Consider the following 25,226-nt stretch of genomic DNA (forward strand, 5'->3'; position numbering starts at 1 on the left):
CAGTACCGGTGGCGGTGGTCCCTGAGGTGCCTGCAGGGATCGGACCGGTGGGGGTTGTGGTGGTGCGGGGGTTGGTGGCGGTGTTCATGACGGTGCTGAGGTGTTCGAACTGGTCCGTGCTGGCGAAGATTTCGATGTGGTGCAGGCCGTGGCGGGGTTTGCGGATGAAGGCGCCTTGGGTGTGGCGGAGGGCTTCTTCGCTGGGTTCGGTGCCGTCGGCGTCGATGGTGTCGGCCCAGCGGCGGGCGACGCGGGTGAGGAAGTCGGGGTCGGCTGTGGCCGCGGTGGTGGTGAGGTTTTCTTCGATCAGGGCCAGTTGTTCGGGTGTGGTGAGGTGCTGGAGCCGGTTCAGGGTCAGGGCGATGATCGTCCCGGTCCGGGACGAGACCGCCGGGCAGGCAGCGGCTGTGCCCTGCAGTCCGTCGCCGGCGCCCCCGGTGTCCTCGCTGCCGGGGCCAGTGCTGTCGTCGGTGCTGGTGCTGTCCTCGGTGTTGGGAGTGTCCGTGCTGGTGTTGGTGAGTGTGGGGTGAGGGCGGTGGCGAGGTGTTGGCGGGGTGCGGGGATGGTGTCGCCGGTAAGGGTGCTGGCCGGGAGGATATCTTTTGCCAGGGCGAGTCGGCGGTTGGCTTCGCTTTTGCTGATCCTCAGCCGCTGGCGGAGGAACTCTGCTGTATTGGCGCAGCCGTCATCGGCCGGTGAGGTGATCACCCGGTTCCGGCCGTCGGTGACACTCATGGTCCCGGTGTCACAGGGTGCAGATCCGGCGGGCCAATGGGCGTCTGTTTCGTTCAGGGTTTCGATGCCGTTGTCCCAGCCGGTGACCCAGCCTGTGACCCAGCCCTTGCCGGTGCCGGTGCGGGACCGGTTGGCGCGGGCGGTGTCCGCGGCGGCGATGGCCTGGGTGCGGGTCCGGTCCACGGTCCCGGCGGAGAGGACCTGTAGGTACTCCATGGTCCGGGAGAGATTCTCCACGTCACCGGCGTATGTGGCGGCTTCAAGGTAGCTGGCCCCGGCGAGTATCGACGGCGCGACCGCAGCAGCCTGCGCCACCAGCCTCCCGAGCTCCGCCAAACCCAGCGGCTCCCCGGCCGGCGAGGAATCTGCCGGAACCGGCCCTGTCGCCGGCCCGGTGAGTGCTGACGCAGCCTCTGCGGGTCCGGTCGGTGCGGAGTCAGTGTCCGCGGACGCGGCTGGTTCGCCATCAGCCGGCGTGGGCTCGGAGGGTACAGCGTGAAGGGGCCAGCCGGGACTAAGCGGGATGCCGTCGTAGTCAGCGTTGGCGTGGGGACTGGAAGCGGTGAAGGAACCGGAACCGACCGCCACGGGACCGTTGAAGCCCGAAGGGGTACCAGGGGTGGTAACCCCGGCCCGCCCGAGCACAACGACGTTACCGCCGTACTGCTCTGGCCGTTCCCCAATGGCTTCCATAGGTCAACTCTGCCAAAGGGCACTGACAAAAGTGGCTGGAACGGATGCTATGTGGAAAACTCCCGGGCGAACGCCACCCGCAGCACTTTCGGTCCAAGTTCCAGGCCAGGGAAGATGCCAGTAAAGGGCCCAGCCACTTGAATACACCCACCAGTTGAATACACCCACCAGTTGAAAACACCAATCGGGTTAAACGCCGCCGGCCGCCGCGTCCCCCAAGGATCGCGACGGCCAGCAAAACCATCTAGTTGTAGCACATGAGCGTGGCTCCTCCCTTGTCACACGGGGAATGCCACGTCATGAGCAGGCGCGTTGGCTACGCCTTGGACTGCGCTTCGCCGCTGGAGGTATCCAGGTTGAGCGTTTCCGGGTGCGTGCTGTGCGCCGGGATGTGGCTGTCGTCAAGGCCCTCGGCCGAGGCAGGAGTGCCTGCGGCACCAGCCGTGCCTGCCGCAGAAGCAGTCCCGGTGGTACCCGACGTGCCAAGCCCGCTGGAAGTGCCGGCGGGAGCACCTGCTGTGGTGCCGGCGTCGGACGTTGAGGACTTGACGTCGCCGGACGAGCCGTCACGGTGCATCGCGGAGCCGATCACGGTGCCTGCGCGGCGGGCCGCTTCAGTCAGCTGATCCGCGACTTCAGGGGCCTTTTCCTTGATGGCTTCGGTAGCAACGGTCACCTTGTCCTGGACAGGCTTGCTGTCCCAGATGCCGGCAGCCCGCGCCTTCAGCTTGTCGTAGGCTGCCCGGCCGGACCGGGATCCGAGAACGTACCCGGTGGCGATCCCGATACCCAAAAGAAGTTTGTTTTTCATGATGAACTCCTGCTCCGTGAGAAGGTTTTCAGTTCCGGCCTCGGAAACCCAGAAGCCGGGAAAGGGAAAACCGGCCCAGGGATGATGTCCCCAGGCCGGTTTCCCTGGCTTGCGCTCCGCTTAGCGGCGCGCGCCGCGGTTCGTGACCAGGCCGTAGACCAGCAGCACGATGAGTGCGCCGCCGATGGCCAGCAGCCACGTCTGCAGGGAGAAGAACTCCTGCAGTCCGCTGCCGAAGATCATTCCGCCGATCCAACCGCCGAGGAGTGCTCCAACGACGCCCAGGACGAGCGTGACGAGCCAGCCGCCACCCTGCCTGCCCGGAAGGATCGCCTTAGCGATCGCACCAGCAATAAGTCCGAGAATCAGAAATGCAATAAATCCCATTTTTCGTTCCTCTTCCTAAGTAAAGGAGGCCTCCGGATCCCGGAAGCACTTCATCCTTCTGCCTCAATAGTAATCATGCTTACTATCTGTTTGCCAACCCCGAAGATAACGAAAAGCGCAGTTCAGGCCTGTTTCAGTGCCCCGTCACGTCGGAATCATTGCCTGCCCCCGGCCCCTCGTCGAGGATGGCTAATTCCGCGAGATCCTGCGGATCCAGGGCGAAATCGAAGATGTCCAGGTTCTCGCTCATCCGGTCCGGATTCGCCGTTTTCGGAATCGTTACAAGTCCGTGCTGAATATGCCACCGCAGGACCAGTTGACCAGGTGTTTTTCCATGTTTTTCGGCCAGCTGGGACAGGATGGGAGCGCCGAGCAGGCCCGCCCCGGACCCACCCAGCGGGCTGTAGGACTCCGTGACAATTCCGTGCTTTTCGTGGAACTCCCGCTCGGCCGTCCGGGTAATGGCAGGGCTGAGCTGGATCTGGTTCACCGCCGGCACCACCTCGGTTTCGGCCATAAGCCGCTCAAGGTGGGCCGGCTTGAAGTTGGAAACGCCGATGGAACGCACCTTGCCCTCCGCCTGCAACCGCTCGAACGTCTTCCACGTGGACACGTATTCATCGCGCTGGGGGAGCGGCCAGTGGATCAGGAGCAGGTCCACGTAGTCGAGCCCCAGCCGCTCCAGCGCACCGTCCAGCCCCTCAATGGCGCGGTCGTTGCCCTGGTACTGGCCGTCCAGCTTGGTGGTGATGAACAGCTCTCCACGGTCCACGCCGCTGGCCCGGACACCGTTCCCCACACCACGCTCGTTGCCGTATTTCACCGCGGTGTCGATATGCCGGTACCCGGCTTCCAGGGCTTGTACGACGGCGGTGGCCGCCTGATCGTCGTCCAGCGGCCAGGTGCCAAGGCCCAGTTGGGGGATGGAGTTACCGTCATTGAGTTTGATCACGGGTGCAAGTGTCATTCCAACAGTCTCTCCCTTATCGGCTGAACCTAGCCCCCAAACGCCCGCAGAATATTTTCGGCGTTGTACGTCAGGGACACGCGGGCGGTGTCGGACACCTTGTCCGGGCCCTTCTGCTGGCCCAGGAAGTCAACGAAGCGCTTCAGCGCCTGCGATGCCTTGCCGGCATCGCGGTCTTCCACTGCTTTCGCCGCCTGCTGCACGCTCGCAGCCAGCTGGCTGCCCACCGGGCCGGCCACGTCTCCAGAGTCTACGAGGTCTTCCAGCACGTGCTGCAGTGCCTTTACGCTGCCGGGCAGCCAGGCCGCGCGCAGGGGAACTTTGCCGAAGTCCATGTCGGAGGCAAAGTAGAAATCCGTGTAGGCGGGCTGGTTGTAGGTGGTGTTTTGCCGGGCCACCTCTGCCCGGTACTGGGGGTCGTGCATCAGCGTGTAGAGCTTGTGGTTGGTCACCTCGGTGCTGAGGTACATCCGCAGGGCGGAGCTGTCCGCGGTCCGCACCAGCAGTTCCTCGCGCCAGTCGCCCACTACATCCGCCACCAGGCTCGGTGTGCCCTTGGTGCCGTTGTTGGTGCGGGTGTCCGTTGCGGTGAGGAGCCTGCCGCGCTTCCAGTCATCGATGGTGGGCGTCTGGTCCCCGGCGCCGTTGACGATCTGAGTGGTCATGTCCGCGGCCCATTTAATGCTCATGTTGGTGCCCGGAGTGGACGTGGAGAGCTTGTCGCCGTCGGCGGACTGCATGCCGATGGCCCAGTTCTCGATGCCGGGAACGGTGGGATCAACGTCGCCGATCATGCCGCGTCCTGTGTCCTTGCCGGAGTAGGCGCCGAAGAGGACCACACCGGTGGCGGCATCGCGCATGGCATAGCCGTAGGGGGCGAAGGCGGCACCTTCGTGAACAGTGAAGATTTCCTTGCCCGGACGGGCCGGGTCGATGTCCGTGACGTGCATGGCATCGCCGTGGCCCAGTCTCGCCTCTTCGCCGGGGGCGGCGCTGCCGGCCGGCAGGGTGTCGAACGAGCTGTACAGCAGTGACCCGTCGTCGTCGATTGTGGCCGAGCCGTAGACAATCTCCTGCTTGCCGTCACCGTCCACATCAGAGGCACTCAGCGAGTGGAAGCCTTGGGTGGTGAGCTTGCCGAACTCGGGATCGGTGCCGTCGCGGCCATGCGGGGAATCGTTGAACGGGTTGGTCATGGGCGTCCAGCCTGAATCCACATTCCACACGGGTGCGAGGTCTGACCCGTCCCAGGTGTAGGCAGCGAGCGTGCTGCGCGTGTAGTAGCCGCGGGCGAAAACCGCGGCCGGCTTCTTGCCGTCCAGGTAGGCGACGCCTGCAAGGAACCGGTCCACGCGGTTGCCCGGCTCGATGCGGGCCATGGCATAATCGCCCCACATCAGTCCGTCGTCGTGCCGGCCCGGCTTGTAGGCGACCGTCTTCAGTTCCTTGCCCGTGGCGCCCTCGAACACCGTGAGGTACTCGGGCCCGGAGACGATGAAGCCTTCAAAGGCGCGCAGGTTGTTCCGGGTGCTGCGCGACGGGGCGTAGACGTCCATGAAGTAGTCCGTCAGGGCTTCGGCGTCGGCCTGGGACAGCGGGTACTGGTACTTCTTCGCGATACCGAACGCTTCTTCGAGCGTGGCGGGCCAGTGTCCGGCCTTGACTTCGGGGTGCTCGGTCCAGCCCTGGAATGTCTTGACCATGTGCTGGTAGTAGTCGGCGGCGCTCATCCGGTAGTCGTCAGAGTTTGAGTAGCCGGCGTTGATGTCCTGCTGCAGCAGTGAAATGAAGTTCTCTGAGGCAACACTGCCGTCGGCGTTGAAGTTGGTGCTCTTGGTCCCGGGGGCGGTCTTCATCATCATCTCGGCCCGGCCGTCGCCGTCGAAATCGTTGACGAGCAACTGGGTGTAGTGCGCGCCCGAGCGGATGTTCACGCCCAGGTCGATCCTGTGGAGCAGGGTGCCGTCAGCTTTGTAGGTGTCCACGTAGGTGTTGCCGGTGTAGCCCACCTGCGAGACGTCCTTGGAGTTGTTCGGGTCCCATTTGACGACGAATTCGTACTGGCCGTCGCCGTCCACGTCGCCGATGGAGGCATCATTGGCGGCATACGTGTAGGCCTGGCCGGCGGGCGTGACGCCGTCGGCCGGCTTCTTCAGCGGAATGTCCTTGAAGTTGCCGCCCCAGGACGTGGCGGTGGCGCTGCGGTCCAGTTCAACGCCGCCGACGACGGCACGAACCTGGTACTCGGACGTCGCGGTTCCAGCCGTGTCCTGGAAGTTGGTGCTGTCCGTGACGGTGGCCAGCTTTTGGCCGTCCCGGTAGACATTGAAGTCCGTGCCGGTGACGCCCGTGGCGGAGGAGCCGGTGGCTTCGTGGCCGAGCAGGCGCCAGCTGAGGAACACTCCTTCTGATGTCTTGGCGGCCACCAGGCCGCGGTCCAAATGGTCCAGCTGGACGCCGGGCGTGCCCGGCTTGGGAGAGTGGCCGACGGCGGACGCCGGGGCTGCGAGGCAGCCGAACGTGAGGGCAATTCCGACGGCGGCGACGGACAGGAGGCGCGCAGGGGTACGGGTTGGATTCATCAGTGAATCCTTTCAATTCTTGAATGGGAAAACGCTTCCCCAGTAACCTAGTAGGAGGGGTACGCAGAAAACAAGCCCTTGCGGGCCGGCGCAAAAGGCGGTATTTAGAACGTTGTAGATCCAGTGCAAAAGCTCAGGTGCCGAGGCCAGTGGCGTGGATGCTCAGGCCCCGTCGCGGGCCCAGCCGGTCAACCGGTCGCTGAGGTCCATAAATTTCTGGTCCACCACCTGGAGATCAGGGTTGTGGTCATACCAGTCCACGATCTCGCGGGCCCCGTCAGCAAAGGGGATGGTGGCGCAGTAATCGGGTACCAGGGATTTGATTTTGGTGTTGTCGAAAATGACCGAGTGGGAGCGGTCGCCCAGGAGATTCGGGCCCAGCTCTTCGCTGTGGACGGCAATGGTTTCCGAGGCGACGTGGACCAGTTCCGGTTCCGGAACTCCAGCTGCGCGGGCAAACAGCTGGTAGATCTGGTTCCAGGGCAGGTATTCGTCCGAGGTGATGGTGTAGCTCTCGCCCACCGCTTGCGGGCGGCCCAGCAGCCCCACGAACGCCTTGGCGAAGTCCTTGCTGTGGGTCAGCGTCCAGAGCGAGGTGCCGTCGCCGTGCACCATGACCGGCAGTCCGGCACGCATCCGGTGGATGTCCGTCCAGCCGCCCACCATGGCGATCTTGGTCCGGTCATAAGTATGGGACGGCCGAATCACCGTGAGCGGAAAATCCTGCTCACGGTAGGCCTGGAAAAGCAGCTCCTCGCAGGCGATCTTGTCCCGCGAATACTGCCAGAACGGATTCTTGAGCGGCGTGGATTCCCTGATCGGCAACCGGGTTGGGGGCTTCTGGTAGGCGGACGCGGAACTGATGAAAACGTATTGTCCGGTGCGGCCGGCGAACAGGTCCAGGCTGGCCTTGGCCTGGTCGGGGGTGTACGTGATGAAGTCCGCGACGGCGTCGAACTCCCGGCCTGCCAACGCCTCCCGGACCGCTGAGGCGTCGCGGACGTCCGCGGAGAGGGTCTCCACCCCTTCCGGGACCGGCCTGGTGGACCGGCCCCGGTTGAGGATTGTCAGCCGGTGGCCCAGCGCGGCGGCGCGTTGTGCCGCCGCCGCGCTGATAACGCCGGTGCCGCCGATGAAAAGGATGCTTTTCGGCGCCACAGTATCGGCCTCGCGAACGAGTGGGTTCACCACGCGTAGTCTTCCGGCGCCGTCTTATGCCCGGGGAAGATGTCATCGAGCCGCTTGAGGGCATCGGCGTCGAGGGTGACGTCAAGGGCCCGGATCGCGGCGTCGAGCTGTTCCTGGGTCCGCGGCCCAACAATGGGGGCCGTGACGGCGGGCTGGTGCAGCAGCCAGGCGAGGGCGATGTCGCCGGGTTCCTGGCCCAGCTCATCGGCAAAATCCTCGTACTGCTGGATCTGGTCCCGGTGCTTTTTGAGCGTTTCGGCGGCACGGCCCTCGCTTCGCCGGACGCCCTGCTGCTCCTTCTTCAGGACGCCGCCCAGGAGTCCGCCCTGAAGCGGGGACCAGGGGATGAGTCCCAGTCCGTACTGCTGGGCGGCCGGGATGACTTCCAGCTCAACCTGCCGCATGAACAGGTTGTAGATGGATTGCTCGCTGACCAGTCCGGTGTAGTTCCGCCGCCGGGCAGCTTCCTGGGCCTGGGCGATGTGCCACCCGGCGAAGTTGCTGCTCCCTGAGTACAGGATCTTCCCCTGTTGCACGGCGACCTCGATGGCCTGCCAGATCTCGTCCCAGGGTGTGTCCCGGTCAATGTGGTGGAACTGGTAGATGTCGATGTAGTCCGTCTGCAGCCGCTTCAGGCTCGCATCCAGGGCACGGCGGATGTTCAGCGCGGACAGCTTTGATTCGTTGGGCCGGTCCGTCATTGTGCCGTACAGCTTGGTGGCCAGGACGGTGTGCTCGCGGCGCTCCCCGCCCTTGGCGAACCAGCGGCCGATGATTTCTTCGGTCCAGCCGCGGTGCCCGGCACCGCCGTACACGTTGGCGGTGTCGAAAAAGTTGATGCCGTTCCCGTGCGCGGAGTCCATGATGCTGTGGGCATCGCTTTCTTCGGTCTGCGGACCGAAGTTCATAGTGCCCAGGCAGAGCCGGGAGACTTTCAGGCCGGAGCGGCCGAGGTGGGTGTACTGCATGGGAAGTCCTTTGGTTAGGCGCTGCTACAGCTGGGTGAAGGAGGCGACGGCGGGATCGGAGCCAAGGCGTGCTCCGGACTCCAGGGCGGTGATCGACGCGATCTCCTCGCTGGAAAGCGTGAGGCCTGAAGCGGCGAAGTTTTCCCGGATCCGTTCTGCCCGGCTGGATTTCGGGATCACGATGTTCCCGGCGGCCAGGTGCCAGGCGAGGACCACCTGGGCAGTGGTGGCGTTGTGGGCATCGGCGATGGTGGTCACGGCATTGCCGTTCAGGTCCGCGCCGCGGCCCAGGGGACTGTAAGCCTCGACGGCGATGCCCAGGTTCCTGCACTTGTCTGCCAGTTCCGCCTGCTGGTAGCTGGGGTGGAGTTCGATCTGGTTCACGGCCGGAACAATTTCTGCGGACTCCAGCAGCTTGTCCAGGTGTTCGGCGAGGAAGTTCGAAACACCGATGGCGCGGATCTCGTTGTTTTCGTACAACCGCTCCATTTCCTTCCAGGCCTGGACATACAGGCCCTGTGAAGGGACCGGCCAGTGGATGAGGTACAGGTCCACGTAGTCCAGGCCGAGGGCTTTGCGGCTGTTCTGGAAGGCCGCCTGCGCCCGGTCCTGCTCGCCGTTCCGGAGCTTGGTGGTGATGAAGATGTCCTCGCGCGGGATGCCGGCGGCCGCGATGGCAGCCCCTACGCCTGCTTCGTTGCGGTAGGCCGCGGCTGTGTCGATGTGGCGGTATCCGGCTTCGAGGGCGTCCTCGACGGCCCGCTGGGTGTCCTCCGGCGGCACCTGGAAAACACCGAAACCAAGTTGGGGGATGGTGATGCCGTTGTTCAGTGTCAGCTCTGACATGGGGGCTCCTTGAATGATTCTCGGGTGGGTGCCGTGGACTCGACCATGAGAAAGCGGTTTCCGCCGGGCTCGCTATTGAGCCTATGCACTTTTGGCTGCCGTGTCAGTAAGCAAGGCTGATCTTGTTTTTCCTAGGACTGCCAGTCCTACCTTCGTTGTAGAAAGTGGGTGGCCTGCAGTAGAACCGGTCGGACTGCGCGGGTCACAATGGTCTGCATGGGTCAAAGCGCCGAGTTCGGAAAATTCCTCAAAGCCATGCGGTCCCGGCTGAGCCCGGAGGACATCGGGGCGGGGAGCACGTCCGGTGCCCGGAGGGTGCCCGGACTGCGCCGCGAGGAGGTGGCCCGGCTGGCGGGAGTCAGCACGGACTACTACGTCCGCCTCGAGCAGGGCCGGAACATCCACCCCTCACGCACGGTACTGGATTCCGTGTCCCGGGCTCTCCGGCTTAGCAGCAGCGAGCATGCGCACATGATGGACCTGCTGGAGAACTGCGCCGCGGCACCGCGGGCGGGCGGGCAACCGGCGCAGGCAGTCCGCCCGGCGCTGCGTCATCTGCTGGAAGCGGTGGGTGACGTGCCGGCCATGGTGCTGGGGCGCCGCAGCGATGTACTGGCCGGGAACCGGCTTGCCTTCCTCCTCTTCGCGGATTTCCCGGCGCTGCCGGCGGCGGAACGGAATCTCACCCGCTGGCTCATTCTCGACCCCTCCGCCCGGGAGCTGTTCCGCGACTGGAAGACGGTGGCCGCCGAAGCCGCCGGGGCCCTCAGGCTCGACGTCGGCCGGCATCCGAATGACCCGCAGGCCAACCAGCTGGTGGGCGAACTCGCGGTCAACAGCGAGCACTTCCGGCAGTGGTGGGCGGGCCACCGCGTGGCCAGCCGGTCGGCCGGGACCGTCCGCCTGCATCATCGCGCCGTGGGGGACCTCGAACTGAACTTTGAAAACCTTGTCCTCCCGGACGACCCCGACCAGACGCTCAGGGTCTATTCCGCCCGGCCCGGCTCGCCGTCGTCGGACGCCCTGGCCTTGCTGGGCAGCCTCGGCGCCGCAGACACCGGGGACGGGGACGGGCAGTCTCATTTTCCGCTGGCGGAGGCCCCGGCCGCCGTGGTGGAAACGGGCGAGTAAAAAGTCGCTGTACATTTGGCCAGCTCCGCCCGCTGATTCTGGCCAGGAGCCCATTGGGAAGCTGTTACCGCTTTCCTAGGCTGGAAGCACGAACTGCTTACCCAAGGATGGTCTCAACGATGAAACGCATCGCACTGCTCAAGGAACGCCAGGCCTCGCCCGCCGGCAATCCCTCCACCGCCACCGGCTCACACTGCCCCGTGTCCGGTCTCTGGAGCCCTGACCACGACCCCCACACGGTGCTGTCCTTCTTCGAAGGCCACGTGTTTCCGGCGTTCGACGGCGTCCCCACCGTGTGGCGTCGGCGTGCAGCCGGCACTGTCTCGGCCAACTAGTCCTGCTTAAACCCCAACTGACCCGCAGTTAACGTCCCCATTTCGGGTTTTCGCGACGTTTACTGCGGGTCAGTTGTGTGGAAATTACTGTTCTTCGAGCCGGAAGCCGAGCTTGATGGTCACCTGCCAGTCGGCGATCTTGCCTTCTTCGAGGTGCCCCCGGATTTCTTTCACTTCGAACCAGTCAAGGTTGCGCAGGGTCTGGGAGGCCTTGGCGATACCGTTGCGGACGGCGTCGTCCACTCCCTGATCCGACGTGCCGACAATTTCAGAAATGCTGTACGTGTGGTTGGACAAGTTCGCTCCTCGTGATTGCCTTGGGGCTCCCGGTTGCGGGCCGTTCTTGAAGACTAGTAGCAGTTCAAGAACGTTGGCCAGCCTTTATCCCGATGTTCCGTTGAGAACCGTCACGTTGGAGAAGGACACGTTACTGCCGGTGGTGCGCAGGACGTTGCCGCCTTGCGGGGTGTCTGACGTGACGGTCAGGTCCTTGATAACGGCGTGGTCAGCAGCCACAAGCAGGGTGACGCCCTCGCTGTTGGTCAGCACCACATCGGTGGCATTTCCGGTGACTCCCGCCAAGGTGACGTTGCGCCTGTCTCCCCAGATCACGGCTGGCTCGCGGTACGTGCCAGGCCGGATCAGCACCGTAACCGGACCGGGGTTGCGGGACGGGACCGCCCCGACGGCCGCCCGGATGCTTGCGTAATCACCGGTGCCGTCCAGCGCCACGGTGATGACGCGCGCGGCCACAGGTGCCGTCCCGCCCAGCGGCCCGGCAAAGCTGCGGACGAGTGAAGGCACCGCCGCTGTTGGCGTGAGCTCGTAGGAATACGCCGCCGATGGATCGAAGGCGGTCCCGCGCTCCTGGCCGGTGTTGCCGGTACACGCTTCAAAAATGTTGTCCCGCGCCACCAGTTCACCGCCCGCCCCCTGGTGATGGAGCGGATTCCGCACATCCCGGAAGTAGTTGCCCTCCACCACCAGCAGGGCCGCGTTGCGCCCCAGCATCCCGTAACTGGAAATGTCCTCCAGGTAGTTGTTGTAGACATGGGACGCCGCGGTGTTGTCCAGGCTGGCGTTGCGCTGATGGGTGTTCCGGATCCAGTTGTGGTGCAGGGTGAGCCGGGTGACCACGTTGGAGGTCCACCCTTCGCCCAGTGCTTTGTTGTGGTCCGAGAAAACGTTCCAGGACAGGGTGACGTTGTCACAGTCCTTGCGGATGTCCACCAGGCCGTCGCCCAGCCGGGTGAAGTGCATGTGGTCCACCCAGACGTGCGTTGAGGTGTCCATCTGGATCCCGTCCCGGTCATTGTCGGGGCGTTTTCCCTCGAAATCGCCCGCAATGTAGGAATCCCGCACAGTGAAGTTCCGGAACACCACGTTGGAGACGTTTACCAGCTTGAACCCGGCATTCACCACCGCAGTTCCAACGCCAGCCCCCAGGAAGGACTTGTTGGACGTCACCATCAGCTTCTCGTACTGCGGGAAGGCCAGTTCGCCGTGCAGGATCACCACCAGCGGGTCAGGGCTCTTGGCGAAGGTGCGGAGCTGGTCCGGGGTATAGGCGTGGACCAGCGCCCCTCCCGTCCCGCCGGTAGCGCCTTCGCGGCCATGGGCTGCGACGCCGGCATAGCCGGTGGGTGCTCCGGCCCAGGCGTTGCCGCCAAGAGCTTGGCCTACCGGAAGCCCGGCTTCGGCAAAGCCGTTGGAGCCGACGCCAGCATCCAGTCCCACAGGCCCCGCGGCCTTTGCAGCCGGGCCCAGCAGGCCGGACGCAACCACAGCGCCACCTGCCAGGCCGGCCGCGAGGAGGCTCCGCCGTCGGACGCTCATTCCTGATGCTTCAGCCATCTCAACCACGTCCCGCCGGGGTCCAGTCGCCGAGGAAGGTTTCCACGGTGAATTTTGCGGCCTCTTCCGGGCTGAGCTGCGGATGGAATTCATTGACGTAAGCGCCCGGGCCGGTGTTGTTGAATTCGGCGAACCTGCCTTCGGTCCAGGCATGTCCGCTCATGTCGGCCCAGCCGCGGACCGCGATGTGGCTGCCCAGCACGGAGTCCCGGATGACGGCCATCGGGTGAGCGTCCGGATCGCTGCTGGCGAACCAGGGGCGCCCGAGGCTGACGGTGCCCGGAGCGGCATCGGAGGTCAGGGTGCTGTTGGCGATCAGGATGCCGTACGGGTTGGAGTTCTTGGTGCTCGGGGCCACGATGTACCCGTTGTTGGTGTCGCTGCCGCGGTTCAGGGAATGGATAGTGCAGCCGTCCAGTACTGCAGTGCCGCGGCCGTAAATGAAGTCCACGTCGCCTTCGATGTAGCAGTTCTTGAGGTAAGTGCGGGCGGTGGCGTCGCGGCCGGTGGTGTCCGCCAGGTAGGTGTCCTGGTTGCCCAGGAAGCGGGTGCCGTCGAAGGATACCCGGTCGGCCACCGTGCGAACGGCGAGGGCCTGGCTTCCTCCGTTCGCGGCCTCGTCATAGGCGTTTTCCACGGTGAGGTTCCGGATGGTGGTTCCCTCGGCGAGGACGTTGAGCGTGGCACTGCCGCCCGCGCCCCAGGTGCCGCCGAAGAACTTGACGCCGTTGGCCGGCAGGTCGTAGCTGATCACGACGTCGGCCGGGTTGGCCGTTGCGCCCTGGATGGTGAGGTTCGGGCGGTCGGCCCAGATGTTCACCGATTCGCGGTAGGTGCCGGGTTTGACGGTGATGGTGCGGGGGAGCGTGCTGCCGCTGGGGATGGAGCCGATAGCGGCCTGCAGGCTGCCAAAGTCGCCGGTTCCATCAAGGGCAACGGTGATGTTGGTGGTGTTGTTCGGGGCATTGTTCTCCCGCGGCCCGGCACCGGCGGCAACGATCTCCGGAACGCGGGCAGCGTCGTCCTTCTGGTAGCTGTAGTTCTGCGATGGGTCAAAGGCGGCCCCCACGTTGTCCTTCCTGCCGCGGGTGCCGTTGAAGATGTTGTCCCGGTTGACCACTTCGGTGGCGGGATCCTTGGCCACAATCGGGTCCTGGACGGTGCTGAAGCTGTTGCCTTCCAGGACCACCTTGGCGGCGTTGCGGCCCATCATCCCGTACTGGCCGATGTCCTGCAGATAGTTGTTGTAGACGTGCGCCGCGGCGGTGTTGTCGAGGCTGAAATTCCGCTGGGTGGTGTTGCGGATCCAGTTGTGGTGGATGGTCATACGGGTTACGGCGTTGGCTGTCCAGCCCACGCCCAGGGCCTTGTTGTTGTCCGCGAACACGTTCCAGGAGTAGGTGACCAGGTCCGAGTCCTTGCGGGTGTCAATCAGGCCGTCGCCCATGCGCTGGATCTTCATGTGGTCCACCCAGACGTGGTGCGTGGTGTCCAGCTGGATGCCGTCGCGGTCATTCTGTGGGGTCTTGCCGTCCCAGTCGCCTGGAATATAGGCATCGCGGATGGTGAAGTTCCGGAAGATGACGTTGGAGGTGTTGATGAGTTTGAAGCCGGCGTTCACCACCTCCGCGCCCGCGCCGGTGCCGATGAAGCTCTTGTTGGCGGCCACCGGGATTTTGATGTAGTCCGTGGCTTTCAGGCTGCCGCTGATGAAGATGACCAGGGGTTCGGGTGCCGCGGCAAAGTCCTTGAGCTCCTGGATGGTGGACGCGGTGACAATCCGGCCCGCCTGCCCGCCCGTGGTTCCGGCCAGGCCGTAACCGGGCAGTGCGGCGAAGCCGTCCGGCGTCTGCTTCCACATCGCCTCGGCCGTGTTTTCAGCAGACGGGGCCGGGGTGGTGGGCAAGGCGCCTGATTGTTGCAGGGTGTTGGGCGGGGCAGCGGTGGCGGCGGGAACTGCCGCCAGGCTTCCCAGGAGGGCGACGGCGGTGGCCGCGCCGAGAAGGCGTCGCAAACTCATACAAAACTCCTTTGTTTTGTGCCCGGGCAGCCTCCAGCCCGGGCACGCGCAATCACGGATGGTTGATGTGCTGATGATGCATGCGGAGATGGTGCCGGACTGGCTTCAGTCCGTTGCCGGTTCGGATGGCGCTGCTGCAGGCCTGCAGTACTTCCGGCTGCCCTGCTTCAGGCCTGCATTACTTCAGGCCGGTGGTGGCGATGCCGTTGATGAGGTACTTCTGCCCGGCGATAAAGAAGCCGATGATGGGGGCAATGGACACCACGGACATGGCGAACATGGGACCCCACATGCTCTGGCCTTCGGAGTCCATAAAGGCCCGCAGTGCCAGGGGAACGGTGTAGAGGTCCTGGTTCTGGATGTACAGCAGGGGACCAAAGAACTCGTTCCAGGTGGAGATGAACGTGAAGATGGCGGTGGTGGCCATCGCCGGAACGCAGAGCGGCAGGATGACCCGCAGGAAGGTCCGGAAGGGGCCGCAGCCGTCAATCTGGGCGGCGTCGTCGAGTTCCCTGGGCAGCGCCTTCATGAACTGGACCATCAGGAAAATAAAGAACGCGTTGGTGGCCATGAAGTTGGGAACGATCAGCGGCAGGTAGGTGTCCAGCCAGCCGAGCTGCGAAAAGATGATGTACTGCGGCACCAGGAGCACGTGGCCGGGGAGCATGAGGGTTCCGAGCATCAGCGCGAAGAACAGCTTCCGGCCGGTGAACTCCATCCGGGCGAAGGCGTAGGCGGCCAGGGCGCAGGAGAAGATGTTGCCCACGATCGAGAACACCACCACGATCAGTGAGTTGATCAGGTACACATGGAAGGGCTGGTCCAGGGCGGTCCAGCCTTGGGCGTAGTTGCTGAAGTCCCAGTTTTCGGGCCACAGCCCCAGTTGCCGGAAGATGTCGTTGCTGGGCTTAAACGAGCTTGAGATCAGCCACAGCAGCGGGTAGAGCATCACCAGGCCAACCAGGCACAGGATGAGGTGCCGGGAGAATCGGGTGCCCGTGGTGCCGGTTAAGGCATCTTCCGCGGGTGCGTCCTTTTTCTGCTTGTTTTTGAGGGGTAGTTCGAGGAGAGCCATAGCGGTGCCTTAATTGTCGTAGAAGACCCAGAACTTGGATGCGATGAAGTTGATGGCAGTGAAAACCGCGATGATCATCAGGAGCAGCCATGCCATGGCGGAGGCATAGCCCATCTCGAACTCCGTGAAGCCCTTTTGGTACAGGTACAGGTTGTAGAACAGGGTGGAATCCGCCGGCCCGCCGGTGCCGCCGCTCATCACATAGCCCTGGGTGAAGGTCTGGAAAGACCCGATCAGCTGCATGATGAGGTTGAAGAAGATGATGGGGCTGATCAGCGGCAGGGTGATGCTGCGGAACTGGCGCCACCGCGATGCGCCGTCAATCGCTGCGGCCTCGTAGTACATGGCGGGGACCTGCCGGAGCCCTGCAAGGAAGATCACCATGGGAGAGCCGAAGGTCCACACGTTCAGGACGATCAGGGTCCCCAGGGCGAATTCCGGGTCGGTGACCCAGGCCGGGCCCTGGATTCCCAGGAGGCCCAGGAAACCGTTGACGATGCCTTCGTTGCCGAAGATGTAGCGCCACAGCATCACGATCGCCACGCTCCCGCCCAGCAGGGACGGCAGGTAGTACACGGAGCGGTAGATCGCCAGGCCCTGGAGGCCGCGGTTAAGTACCAGGGCTATCAGCAGGGCCACTGCCAGCGAGATGGGCACGGAGACGAACGTATAGATAAACGTGACTTTCAGGGACTGCAGGAGGCGCGGGTCCTCGAACATGGCCTGGAAGTTGGCCAGGCCCACGAAGTTCGGCTCGGTGAAGAGGTTGTAGTCCGTAAACGCCAGGTAGAGGGAGGCGAAGAACGGGATGATGGTGAACAGCATGCCGATGAACCACGGCAGAAGGAAGAGGTAGCCCGAACGCTGGTTCTTGCGCTTGAGGCGTGCCCGGCCGGGTTTCCCGCCCGGGGCGGCCAAGGTGGCGGCCGCGCCCGGGGCTTGCTTGGTCAGCACTGACATGGCGCCAGGCTCCTATCGTCGGATGTGCCGGTGTTGGATGTGGCGGCTTCGGATTGTGAAAGGAGGCCCGTGCGCCTACTTGTTGATGGCTGCATTGCTCTTCTCGAGGAACGTCTTCGCGGCATCGGCCGGGGTGACACGGCCGAATTCCACCTCGGTGGCCAGTTGCTTGAGGGTGTCCGCCACAACGCTGGCACCCTTGGGGTAGACGTAAGCCGGGGCGAGATCGTCCTTCTGGATCCCGGCCATCAGGTCGACGAACTTTTTGTCGTCCTCACTGAGTTTGGAGGTGATGGACCCGGCAACCTCGGGGTTGACCGGAACGCCGCGCTGCGTCAGCGTGTGCGCGGCGCCGTCGGCGTCGTTCGTCAGGAAGTCCAGGAGTTTGGCAGCCTCCTTGGGGTGCTTGGATTTGGCGGCGATAGACCACAGCATGGTGGGGTCGGCAGAGTAGCCCCGGCGCTCGCCGGAAGTCTCACCGGGGATACGCAGCAGCACCACTTCTCCTTCAACAGCGTCGTTGTAGCCCTTGTAGTTGTTGATGGGGATGATTTGTGAGGCCACCGTGCCCTTGGCCAGGTAGGACTGGGCGGGGGAACCGCCAATCTGTTCGAAGAATCCCGCCGGCGGGTAGCCCCCGGCCTTGCGCAGGTCGACGCTGTACTGGAACCAGTCGCGGATGGTCTCCTCGCTAACGCCTAGCTTGTTGTCTTTGGTGTAGAAATCCTCGCCGCGCTGCCTGGCAAGCATGATGGGCCCGGTCTCGGTGGACACGTCGTAACCCGCGCCATAGACCTTGCCGCCGGTCTTCTGCGTCACCTCGGTGGCGAACTTCGCGTAGTCTTCCCAGCTCCAGGTCTTGTCGTCCGGAATGGTGACGCCGGCCTGGTCGGTGATGGTCTTGTTGACCACCATGCCAATGGTGGTGACGCCGGTGGCAAGGCCATAGAGCTTGCCGTCTACTTCGCCACGGCTCAGCACCGTGTCCGGGACGTTGCCGAGATCCAGTTCCTTCAGGCTCTTCAAGTCCGCCAGGGTGCCGCGCTGGGCGTACTCCAGAAGGCTGCGGTTGGCCATGGCGAGCACGTCCGGCGGGTTTCCACCGGCGAACCGGGTGGCCAGCTTGTCCGCGTAAGGGCCGCTGTCCTGGTATTCGGTTTTCACCTTGATGCCGGGGTTTTTCTCCTCGAAGATCCGCAGCGCCTCCTCGGTCACTTTGGCACGGTTAGCATCTCCCCAGAAGACGAAGTTGAGCTCCACATCGCCGCCGGCCGACGGGGTTGCACCTCCTCCGCAGCCGCTCAGGGCCAGTCCGGCGGCCGTGATGGCTGCGCCCAAAACCAGCCTGCGGGAGATGGGTGTGCCAACTGTCTTCATCATTGAATGACGCCTCTCTAAAGGGTTTCCACCACAACCGCTGGGTGGTGGTTTCGGTGCGGGATGTCCGGAAAGTTTCTGGAATGGCAAGCGCTCCAACGTGACTGCGGGTGCCAACCGTTCCAAGCGGTACCGTCCATAAAGCGAAACTCAGTAAACGATTTCTAACAAGAGAACGCTGTGACTGTCAACACGTTTTTGGAAACTTGTGTGGATGGCAAGACTCGGAAAGTTTCTGAACTGCTTGCCGATCTATTTCTGATCTGCGTATGCTGATGCCCACATCCTAGAACTGCCCCTCACCGGAGGTCCGCTTGGCCATTCCCATCGATACCCCTGCAGCGGCACGTGGCGTTGCACCGCAGAAGCGTCCTCTTGCCACCCACAACACTTCACTGCAACAACCCGCGCGCTTGTCGCCCCGGCCTTATCTCCACCCGCTGCGGTCAAAGGGGGGTGTGGCTGTCACCGGCGCCGAACCCGCGGACCACCCGCACCATCTCGGGCTGTCCATCGCCTTTTCCGACGTCAACGGAACCAACTTTTGGGGCGGTTCCACCTACACGGCAACCAACGGCCCAATGCAGCTGCCCAACCACGGAAAGCAGGTGCCGCACGGTTGGCAGTCCCCATCGCAGGAAGGCGGCGAGGAACACAGTGAGGAGGAATCAGGCCGGGTCTCGTGGCTCACGGAGGGCGGCCGGGATTTAGCCGTCGAACACCGCCGCATCCAGTATTTCAGCAATACCGGGCCCTCGAGCTGGGCCCTTTCGTTGTCCTCGGTGATTGTCCCGGCGGTGGGCGTACAGCGGCTGGAGGTGTCGTCGTCGGCCGTTAAAGGCAGGAAGGGAGCCGGGTATGGCGGCATTTTCTGGCGCTTTCCGCCAGCAGCCCGCGAGCCGCTGGTCCTGTCGGAGGCAGGGAGCGGCGCAGGCCCCGCCCACGGTTCCGGCTCGCGCTGGCTGTCCATCGGTATGGTCATCGACGCCGCACCCGTGACGGTGATCCTCGCCCAGGATGCCGGCCACATCCTGCCGTGGTTCGTCCGGGCTGAGGGCTACCTTGGTGCCGGGCCGGCAGTGGCGTGGGCCAAGCCCGCCGTCGTGGACCACCACAACCCGCTGAAGCTGGCGCTGCACGCCGTTATCCATGACGGACACGTCCACACGCCCGCCCACGCCCTGGAACTTCTGGACCAGCACCCCCTAATCAACCCCGGCTCTCCCGACAGGACACCATGACCACCCGGATCCCCGCCCCCGTCTACCGCAATCCCATCCTCAACGCCGACTGGCCGGACCCCGACGCCGTGCAGGTCAACAGCGTCTACTACCTCATTGCCTCCAGCTTCAACCGCGTGCCCGGGCTGCCGGTCCTGCGCTCCCGGAACCTGGTGGACTGGGAGCACATCGGCCACGCGCTGACCCAACTGCCGCAGGCCAGCCACTATTCATTGGTGCGGCACGGCAGCGGCGTGTGGGCCCCGGCGCTGCGCCACCACAACGGGCGCTTCTGGATTTTCTACCCGGACCCGGACCACGGCATCTTCGTCCTGAGCTCGGAAAAGGCCGAGGGCCCGTGGACTCAGCCGCACCTGCTCTATGCCGGCCGCGGCCTCATTGATCCTTGCCCCTTATGGGATGACGACGGCCAGGCGTACCTGGTGCATGGCTGGGCGCAGAGCCGGATCGGGGTTAAGAACCGGCTGACGGTCCACCGCATGAGCCCGGATGCCAGCAGGCTCCTCGACAACGGAACCCACGTGATCAACGGGGCTGACCTGCCCGGTTACACCACCCTGGAGGGGCCGAAGTTCTACAAGCGCGAGGGCTGGTACTGGATTTTTGCCCCCGCCGGCGGTGTGTCGACGGGCTGGCAGTCAGTGTTCCGCTCCCGGTCCCCGTTCGGGCCTTATGAGGAGCGGCGCGTCCTGGAACAGGGGGACACCGTGGTCAACGGGCCGCACCAGGGCGCGTGGGTCACCAGCCCCCGCGGCGAGGACTGGTTCCTGCATTTCCAGGACCGCGGGCCATACGGCCGTGTGGTGCACCTGCAGCCCATGGGGTGGACCGGGGACGGCTGGCCCTGGATGGGGGAGCAGGATCCCGACGGCGGACCGGGCACCCCGGTGCCCGCCCACACCTACCCTTTGGGTACTTTTGCCCAGGACGTGTCGCCTCCGGCCAGCGACGACTTCTCCTCACCGAAGCTGGGGCCGCAATGGCACTGGCAGGCGAACCCACAGGAGGACTGGGCGCACCAGTGCGGGGGAGGGCACCTGGTTTTGAAGCCGAAGGCCAACGATCCGGTGAACCTGCGCGAGCTGCCCAACATACTAGGGCAGATCCTGCCGGGCACACCGTCCACCTTCACCACCTCCCTGGAGTTGCAGGATGTGCCGGTGGGGACCCGGGCAGGAGTGGTGGTGCTGGGCCTGAAGTACGCCTGGCTCGGCATCATCCGGACAGCTGAGGGCTATGTCCTCGGTGATGGCAGCGGGGGTGAGGGTCCGCACGAGCAGCGGCTGGGCCGAAGGATTGCGTTGCCGGGCCCCGGGATAGAGCTGCAGATCCGCACCGACGGAACGCCGCGCGCCACTTTCGCCTGGCGTTCCGGACCAGGGAAACCGTGGGAGGTCCAGGGCTGGGACTTCCACGTGGTCAAGGGCCAGTGGATAGGCGCCGAACTGGGCCTTTTCGCCACGTCTCCACTGGGTTCGGAGGAAAGCGGAAATGTTATCGTGGGACCCGTGCGCGTGGACGTTTCGCCCGCCCGCCGCACCACTGCACCGCAACTCGCCGCCGCAACCCCATGACCCCGAGGACTGCCCCCGTGACCGCCACCCCGCGTCCCAAGATCGCTGACGTCGCGGCCGCGGCAGGTGTATCGGTGCCCACCGTTTCCAAGGTGCTCAACGGCCGGACCCATGTTTCCGACGCCACCCGCGCGAGGGTGCAGCAGGCCCTGGAGGACTTGGACTACTCCAAACGCGCCGTTCCAACCACCCAGCCGGGCCTCCTGCAACTTGTGGTCAACAACTTCGATTCCCCCTGGGTGCTGGAACTGATGGAAGGGGTGGAAGCGGCGGCAGGCCGCCTGGGATATGCAGTGGCCTATGCCCGGGCCGAGCATGTAACGCCGGAGCGGTGGCGCAAGCTGCGGGAGCCATCAGTGAACCGGCTCGACGGCGTGCTCCTGCTGGCTCCGCGGAAGGGCTCCCGCCTGGTAAGCATGGTGCGGACCCTGAAGATTCCCGCCGTCGCCATCGACCCCGAGGGCGCGGAAGGACTCGCCATCCCCAGCGTCAGCCCGGCGTCGTTCTCAGGCGCCCTGGCTGCAGTCGGCCACTTGCTGGGGCAGGGCCACCGCCGGATCGGCATCATTACCGGCCGCAAGCACAGTCCCGGACATGGCCGCGCGCGCTATGCCGCCTATGCTGCTGCGTTGCACGAGGCCGGGCTGCCAGTACTGCCCGAGCTGGTACAGGACGGCGATTTCAGCACCGAATCGGGGATGCGGCTCGGCGGGGAATTGCTGGACCTGGCTCAACCGCCCACCGCGATATTCACCGGAAGTGACCTTCAGGCCCTTGGTGTGATGAACGCGGCGGCGCAGCGCTCGCTGCACGTTCCGCAGGACGTCAGCATTGTGGGTTTTGACGATATTTCCCAGGCCGCGTTGACGTCGCCACCACTCACTACGGTGCGGCAGCCCTTGGCTCAGCTGGCTTCCATGGCGGTGGGGATGCTGACCGAACAGCAGGACCAGCCCGGTTCCGCCGCCCCGACTGCCCTGGAAGTGGCAACTGAACTGGTGATCCGCGGAACCACTGCCGCGCCCGCGGACTGACCCCCGTCAGTTGACTCCGGCTCCTACTTCGCCTCGAGTACCAGGTTCTTCAGGTCGTCCAGGGTCTGCTGCATGTGCGCGTCCATCGCTTCGCGGGATCGCGCCGCGTCCCGGGATTCGAGAGCTTCGGCGATGGTCTGGTGATGTCCGATGGCGTGTTCCTGGATCTGGGGCACGGCCGAGGTTTCGGTGCGCCGCTTCTCCAGCACCCTGTGCAGCGGCTCGAACAAAACGGCAACAAAAACATTCTCGGAGGCATGCAGGATCAGGTCGTGAAAGGCGAGGTCCGCTTCCACGAATGCGGCGACATCATTCACCTCATGGGCGGCGCGCATGGCGGCCACGTACCCGAAGAGTGCCTGGATATCACTGTCGCTGATTCGTCCGGCCGCCAGCTCGCACGCGCCGGTTTCCAGCATGCGGCGGAGTTCGATGAGCTGGACGGAGGCTTCGGCTTCGTTTTTGCCCTCGGAGGCTGCCCGCAGCACTGCTTCCAATGATGCCCACCGGTTGAGCGGGTTGACGAACGTGCCGCGGCCGCGTTCCACGCTGAGGATGTGCTGCGCCTGCAGGGTTTTCATGGCTTCGCGGACGGTCATGCGGCTGACTTCGTGCCGGGCGCTGAGTTCGTGCTCTCCGGGGACGAGTGAGCCCGGCGGGAATTCGCCTGCAATGATGCGGTCCAGGAGCTCATCGGCCACCTGGCCTACCAGCGACTTCCTTGCCATGCTGCTGCCCCCATTACTGCCTTTGCGGATATGTCAGACAAGTCTACTTGCGCGTCTTTATGTCCTGTGCCACACTAGCATTCAAATGCAAGATGTCAGACATCTTACAGTTCCATCAGGTTCCGAGGACCCATACACAACGGAGTGCACCGTGAAGCTTGAAGCAGACGTTCTGGCCGCTTACCCGGCCGAGGTCCGGATTCCCGCCAAAGTGGTGGCCAATGTCTTGGCCGCCTCCAATGCGGAGACCCCGCGGGTGCTGGTAGTGCTCGACGACGACCCCACCGGAACCCAGTCCGTGGCAGATCTGCCCGTGCTCACCCGCTGGGACGTCGAGGACTTCATCTGGGCCTTCGGCCAGTCAAAGCCCGCCGTCTACGTCCTGACCAACACCCGCAGCCTGGACCCCGCAGAAGCCGCCGCCCGCAACGAAGAAGTGGTCCGCAACGCCCTCGCCGCCGCCGGGTCTCCCGCTGAACTCCGGCTCGGCTTCGTCAGCCGCAGCGATTCCACCCTTCGCGGCCACTACCCGCTGGAGCCGGACGTCATCGCCGCCACCGTGGCCGACGTCAGCGGGGAAAAGACCGACGGCGTGGTGCTGGTCCCGGCCTTCCCCGACGCCGGGCGGGTCACCATCGGCGGCGTCCACTACATGCGCGGCACCGGAGAGGCAGCAGGCACCCTCACCCCGGTATCCGAGACCGAATTCGCCAAAGACGCCACCTTCGGCTTCACCACCTCCGTGATGGCCGACTACGTCCAGGAGAAGTCCCAGGGACGCCTCGCCGCCGGATCCGTGATCGTCCTGGACCTCAACATCATCCGTGCCGGGGCAGCCGCCCAGGATCCTGGCGCCGGTGCACAGATAAGCGCCAACGCCATCGCCGACGCCATCGAAGCCGCCACGGACTCCACCCCCATCGTGGCCGACATCGTGACCGAAAATGACCTCCGCGCCCTGTCCCTCGGACTGGAAGAAGCCGAACGCCGGGGCAAGAAGCTCCTCTACCGTGTGGGCCCGCCGTTCGGCCGCGCCCGCATCGGCCAGGAGATCCGTGTCGAACTCAGCGGTGCAGAAGCCTACGCCGGCAACACCCCGTCCGAAGCCGGCGGCCTCATCGTCGTCGGATCCCACGTGGGCGTCACCACCCGCCAGCTCAAAGCCCTGACCGAACAGCACAGCGCCGCCCGGATCGTGGAGATCGACGTCGAAAAACTCCTCGGCGATACCGCGGAGGAACACCTGGACCAGACCGTGGGCACCGTCGTCGACGCCCTCCGCGGGGGCGACGTCATCGTCCATACCAGCCGCCTGCTCATCAAGACGGACGACCCCGCCGAAAGCCTGCGGATCGCACGCACGGTGTCGGCCGCCGTCGTCGCCGTGGTGAACCGGACCCTGAAGACTTTCCCGCCGCGGTTCGTCATCGCCAAGGGCGGCATCACCTCCTCCGACGTCGCCGCGCACGGCCTGGAAATCCGCCACGCCATCGTCCGCGGCCCCATGCTCCCCGGAATCGTGAGCCTGTGGGAACCGGTGGACGGCCCCGCCAAGGGCATCCCCTACATCGTCTTCGCCGGCAACGTGGGAGACGACCAGTCCCTCGCCGACGTCACCCGCAAGCTCAGCAACACCTTCTAGCCGGTGGTTGAGCTTGTCGAAACCTGGATTTCGACAGGCTCAATCCCCACCCGCCACAATTCCCGCAAAAATTCAATGGAGAACACCATGACCAGCAATTACACCGTCACCGTCCTGGGCCTCGGCGCCATGGGCCTGCCTATGGCCACCCGCCTCGCGTCCCAGCTGACCGTCCACGGCTTCGACATCGCCGAGCCCCGCCTCAAGCTCGCCGAAGAAGCCGGTATTGCCACGTTCAGCACCGCCCGCGAAGCCGCCAAGGGTGCCGACGCCGTGCTCCTGGCCGTCCGCAACGGCGAGCAGCTCAACGACGTACTGTTCGGCGAAAACGGCGTGGCCTCTGTGCTCGAGCCCGGCGCCGTCGTGATCCTCGGCAGCACCGTAGGCACCGAAGCTATCCCGGCCACCGTCGCCAGGCTGGCGGAATATGGCGTAGAGCTGGTGGATGCACCCCTGTCCGGCGGCCCCAAGCGCGCCGGCGAAGGCGACCTGCTGATCGTCGTCGGCGCTTCTCCCGAAGCCCGGGAAAAGGCCGCCCCCGCGCTGGAACTCCTGGCTTCCACCCTGACCGTGGTAGGCGACAAGCCCGGCGACGGCCAGGCACTCAAGACCGTGAACCAGCTGCTCTGCGGCGTGCACATCGCCGCTGCGGCTGAAGCCATGGCCCTCGCCGACGCCCTGGGACTGGACCAGGCCAAGACGCTTGCCGCCCTCGAAGCCGGTGCTGCCGGCTCCTTTATGCTCTCCAACCGCGGCCCCCGCATCCTGGAGGCTTACAACGAGGAAGGCGCCGAGGTCCTCTCCCGCCTGGACATCTTCGTCAAGGACATGGGCATCGTGGGCAAAGCCACCCGCGCCGCCGGCCTGGCTGCCCCGGTTGCCGCAGCCGCGGAGCAGCTCTACCTCCTGGGCCAGGCCCAGGGCCTCGCCGCCGCCGATGACTCCGCGGTCATCAAGGTGGTCGCCCCCACCAAGCGCACCAACTAGCGCCGCCCTCCAGGGAGGTACGACGACGGCGGTCCCCCCTCCGCCGTCGCCGTACCTCCCGGCAGTTCCCCAGCAGTCCCCAGCGTTCCCC

The 25,226-nt window shown here is 64.9% G+C and carries 22 protein-coding genes; 7 read left to right on the forward strand and 15 right to left on the reverse strand.

What is annotated here, in order from left to right; genetic code table 11:
* Positions 1-354 precede the first annotated feature (354 nt).
* The 8 genes from FNL14_RS23270 to FNL14_RS07830 form a co-directional block, all read right to left on the reverse strand.
* Positions 355-1,428 (reverse strand): hypothetical protein, encoded by a 1,074-nt coding sequence (locus FNL14_RS23270; protein WP_181762569.1) that lies wholly within the window; start codon positions 1,426-1,428, stop codon positions 355-357.
* Between the two features lie 316 nt (positions 1,429-1,744).
* On the reverse strand, positions 1,745-2,239 hold the full coding sequence (locus FNL14_RS07800) for a hypothetical protein (protein ID WP_142059028.1): 495 nt from the start codon (positions 2,237-2,239) through the stop codon (positions 1,745-1,747).
* A gap of 120 nt (positions 2,240-2,359) precedes the next feature.
* The gene (locus tag FNL14_RS07805; RefSeq protein ID WP_091423653.1) at positions 2,360-2,626 is read right to left on the reverse strand and encodes a GlsB/YeaQ/YmgE family stress response membrane protein; all 267 of its coding nucleotides are present in this window, start codon (positions 2,624-2,626) and stop codon (positions 2,360-2,362) included.
* Positions 2,627-2,759: 133 nt separating this feature from the next.
* Positions 2,760-3,593 (reverse strand): aldo/keto reductase, encoded by an 834-nt coding sequence (locus FNL14_RS07810; RefSeq protein WP_142059030.1) that lies wholly within the window; start codon positions 3,591-3,593, stop codon positions 2,760-2,762.
* Between the two features lie 29 nt (positions 3,594-3,622).
* On the reverse strand, positions 3,623-6,175 hold the full coding sequence (locus tag FNL14_RS07815; RefSeq protein WP_142059032.1) for a rhamnogalacturonan lyase: 2,553 nt from the start codon (positions 6,173-6,175) through the stop codon (positions 3,623-3,625).
* A 162-nt stretch (positions 6,176-6,337) separates the two neighbouring features.
* Positions 6,338-7,366 (reverse strand): SDR family oxidoreductase, encoded by a 1,029-nt coding sequence (locus FNL14_RS07820; protein ID WP_142059034.1) that lies wholly within the window; start codon positions 7,364-7,366, stop codon positions 6,338-6,340.
* A complete protein-coding gene (locus FNL14_RS07825; RefSeq protein WP_091423641.1) occupies positions 7,360-8,331 on the reverse strand; it encodes an aldo/keto reductase in 972 nt (323 codons plus the stop codon). Before FNL14_RS07825 ends, FNL14_RS07820 begins: the two co-directional genes overlap by 7 nt.
* A 24-nt stretch (positions 8,332-8,355) precedes the next feature.
* Positions 8,356-9,177 (reverse strand): aldo/keto reductase, encoded by an 822-nt coding sequence (locus FNL14_RS07830; RefSeq protein WP_142059036.1) that lies wholly within the window; start codon positions 9,175-9,177, stop codon positions 8,356-8,358.
* Between the two features lie 216 nt (positions 9,178-9,393).
* On the opposite strand from FNL14_RS07830, the gene FNL14_RS07835 reads away from it, so the two are divergent.
* Together FNL14_RS07835 and FNL14_RS07840 are read left to right on the forward strand one after the other, a co-directional pair.
* Complete coding sequence (locus FNL14_RS07835) at positions 9,394-10,308, forward strand: helix-turn-helix domain-containing protein (RefSeq protein ID WP_142059038.1); 915 nt, start codon at positions 9,394-9,396, stop codon at positions 10,306-10,308.
* Positions 10,309-10,427: 119 nt separating this feature from the next.
* Positions 10,428-10,643: a hypothetical protein gene (locus FNL14_RS07840; RefSeq protein WP_091423635.1), complete on the forward strand. Its 216-nt coding sequence runs from the start codon at positions 10,428-10,430 to the stop codon at positions 10,641-10,643.
* A gap of 84 nt (positions 10,644-10,727) precedes the next feature.
* Here FNL14_RS07840 and FNL14_RS07845 read toward each other — a convergent pair whose 3' ends face one another.
* From FNL14_RS07845 to FNL14_RS07870, 6 genes are all read right to left on the reverse strand, one after another.
* Positions 10,728-10,940 (reverse strand): dodecin, encoded by a 213-nt coding sequence (locus FNL14_RS07845; protein ID WP_091423633.1) that lies wholly within the window; start codon positions 10,938-10,940, stop codon positions 10,728-10,730.
* An 84-nt stretch (positions 10,941-11,024) separates the two neighbouring features.
* A complete protein-coding gene (locus FNL14_RS07850; RefSeq protein WP_255470738.1) occupies positions 11,025-12,479 on the reverse strand; it encodes a pectinesterase family protein in 1,455 nt (484 codons plus the stop codon).
* 19 nt (positions 12,480-12,498) lie between these two features.
* Positions 12,499-14,517 (reverse strand): pectinesterase family protein, encoded by a 2,019-nt coding sequence (locus FNL14_RS07855; protein WP_142059042.1) that lies wholly within the window; start codon positions 14,515-14,517, stop codon positions 12,499-12,501.
* A 178-nt stretch (positions 14,518-14,695) separates the two neighbouring features.
* Positions 14,696-15,592 (reverse strand): carbohydrate ABC transporter permease, encoded by an 897-nt coding sequence (locus FNL14_RS07860; protein ID WP_142059044.1) that lies wholly within the window; start codon positions 15,590-15,592, stop codon positions 14,696-14,698.
* A 9-nt stretch (positions 15,593-15,601) separates the two neighbouring features.
* Positions 15,602-16,552: a carbohydrate ABC transporter permease gene (locus tag FNL14_RS07865; protein WP_142059046.1), complete on the reverse strand. Its 951-nt coding sequence runs from the start codon at positions 16,550-16,552 to the stop codon at positions 15,602-15,604.
* Positions 16,553-16,627: 75 nt separating this feature from the next.
* Entirely contained in the window at positions 16,628-17,932 is a 1,305-nt protein-coding gene (locus tag FNL14_RS07870) for an ABC transporter substrate-binding protein (protein ID WP_142059048.1), read from the reverse strand.
* A 311-nt stretch (positions 17,933-18,243) separates the two neighbouring features.
* Here FNL14_RS07870 and FNL14_RS07875 point away from each other — a divergent pair, with 311 nt between their 5' ends.
* Genes FNL14_RS07875 through FNL14_RS07885 form a run of 3 tightly spaced genes read left to right on the forward strand, consistent with a single transcriptional unit; the run spans position 18,244 to position 21,778 of the window.
* Positions 18,244-19,170 carry a DUF6807 family protein gene (locus tag FNL14_RS07875; RefSeq protein WP_142059050.1) on the forward strand — a complete coding sequence of 309 codons (927 nt, stop codon included), beginning with the start codon at positions 18,244-18,246 and terminating at the stop codon, positions 19,168-19,170.
* Positions 19,167-20,744, forward strand: coding sequence for a glycoside hydrolase 43 family protein (locus FNL14_RS07880; protein WP_142059052.1), 1,578 nt, complete (start codon positions 19,167-19,169; stop codon positions 20,742-20,744). The genes FNL14_RS07875 and FNL14_RS07880 overlap by 4 nt, the downstream gene beginning before the upstream one ends.
* Before the next feature lie 17 nt (positions 20,745-20,761).
* Positions 20,762-21,778, forward strand: a complete 1,017-nt coding sequence (locus FNL14_RS07885; RefSeq protein ID WP_255470739.1) for a LacI family DNA-binding transcriptional regulator — start codon at positions 20,762-20,764, stop codon at positions 21,776-21,778.
* Between the two features lie 23 nt (positions 21,779-21,801).
* Here the strand turns inward: FNL14_RS07885 and FNL14_RS07890 are convergent, their stop codons facing one another.
* Complete coding sequence (locus FNL14_RS07890; protein ID WP_142059056.1) at positions 21,802-22,506, reverse strand: FadR/GntR family transcriptional regulator; 705 nt, start codon at positions 22,504-22,506, stop codon at positions 21,802-21,804.
* Between the two features lie 151 nt (positions 22,507-22,657).
* Here FNL14_RS07890 and FNL14_RS07895 point away from each other — a divergent pair, with 151 nt between their 5' ends.
* Positions 22,658-24,148 (forward strand): four-carbon acid sugar kinase family protein, encoded by a 1,491-nt coding sequence (locus tag FNL14_RS07895; RefSeq protein WP_142059059.1) that lies wholly within the window; start codon positions 22,658-22,660, stop codon positions 24,146-24,148.
* 87 nt (positions 24,149-24,235) lie between these two features.
* Positions 24,236-25,135, forward strand: coding sequence for an NAD(P)-dependent oxidoreductase (locus FNL14_RS07900; protein ID WP_142059061.1), 900 nt, complete (start codon positions 24,236-24,238; stop codon positions 25,133-25,135).
* Positions 25,136-25,226: the final 91 nt, after the last annotated feature.

The sequence above is a fragment of the Pseudarthrobacter sp. B4EP4b genome (assembly GCF_006680095.1).
Classification (GTDB): domain Bacteria; phylum Actinomycetota; class Actinomycetes; order Actinomycetales; family Micrococcaceae; genus Arthrobacter.

Coding starts and splice junctions, on each gene's coding strand:
- FNL14_RS23270 (WP_181762569.1), bottom strand. CDS start 1,428: ATGGAAGCCATTGGGGAACGGCCAGAGCAGTACGGCGGTAACGTCGTT.
- FNL14_RS07800 (WP_142059028.1), bottom strand. CDS start 2,239: ATGAAAAACAAACTTCTTTTGGGTATCGGGATCGCCACCGGGTACGTT.
- FNL14_RS07805 (WP_091423653.1), bottom strand. CDS start 2,626: ATGGGATTTATTGCATTTCTGATTCTCGGACTTATTGCTGGTGCGATC.
- FNL14_RS07810 (WP_142059030.1), bottom strand. CDS start 3,593: ATGACACTTGCACCCGTGATCAAACTCAATGACGGTAACTCCATCCCC.
- FNL14_RS07815 (WP_142059032.1), bottom strand. CDS start 6,175: ATGAATCCAACCCGTACCCCTGCGCGCCTCCTGTCCGTCGCCGCCGTC.
- FNL14_RS07825 (WP_091423641.1), bottom strand. CDS start 8,331: ATGCAGTACACCCACCTCGGCCGCTCCGGCCTGAAAGTCTCCCGGCTC.
- FNL14_RS07830 (WP_142059036.1), bottom strand. CDS start 9,177: ATGTCAGAGCTGACACTGAACAACGGCATCACCATCCCCCAACTTGGT.
- FNL14_RS07835 (WP_142059038.1), top strand. CDS start 9,394: ATGGGTCAAAGCGCCGAGTTCGGAAAATTCCTCAAAGCCATGCGGTCC.
- FNL14_RS07840 (WP_091423635.1), top strand. CDS start 10,428: ATGAAACGCATCGCACTGCTCAAGGAACGCCAGGCCTCGCCCGCCGGC.
- FNL14_RS07850 (WP_255470738.1), bottom strand. CDS start 12,479: ATGAGCGTCCGACGGCGGAGCCTCCTCGCGGCCGGCCTGGCAGGTGGC.
- FNL14_RS07855 (WP_142059042.1), bottom strand. CDS start 14,517: ATGAGTTTGCGACGCCTTCTCGGCGCGGCCACCGCCGTCGCCCTCCTG.
- FNL14_RS07860 (WP_142059044.1), bottom strand. CDS start 15,592: ATGGCTCTCCTCGAACTACCCCTCAAAAACAAGCAGAAAAAGGACGCA.
- FNL14_RS07865 (WP_142059046.1), bottom strand. CDS start 16,552: ATGTCAGTGCTGACCAAGCAAGCCCCGGGCGCGGCCGCCACCTTGGCC.
- FNL14_RS07870 (WP_142059048.1), bottom strand. CDS start 17,932: ATGATGAAGACAGTTGGCACACCCATCTCCCGCAGGCTGGTTTTGGGC.
- FNL14_RS07880 (WP_142059052.1), top strand. CDS start 19,167: ATGACCACCCGGATCCCCGCCCCCGTCTACCGCAATCCCATCCTCAAC.
- FNL14_RS07890 (WP_142059056.1), bottom strand. CDS start 22,506: ATGGCAAGGAAGTCGCTGGTAGGCCAGGTGGCCGATGAGCTCCTGGAC.
- FNL14_RS07900 (WP_142059061.1), top strand. CDS start 24,236: ATGACCAGCAATTACACCGTCACCGTCCTGGGCCTCGGCGCCATGGGC.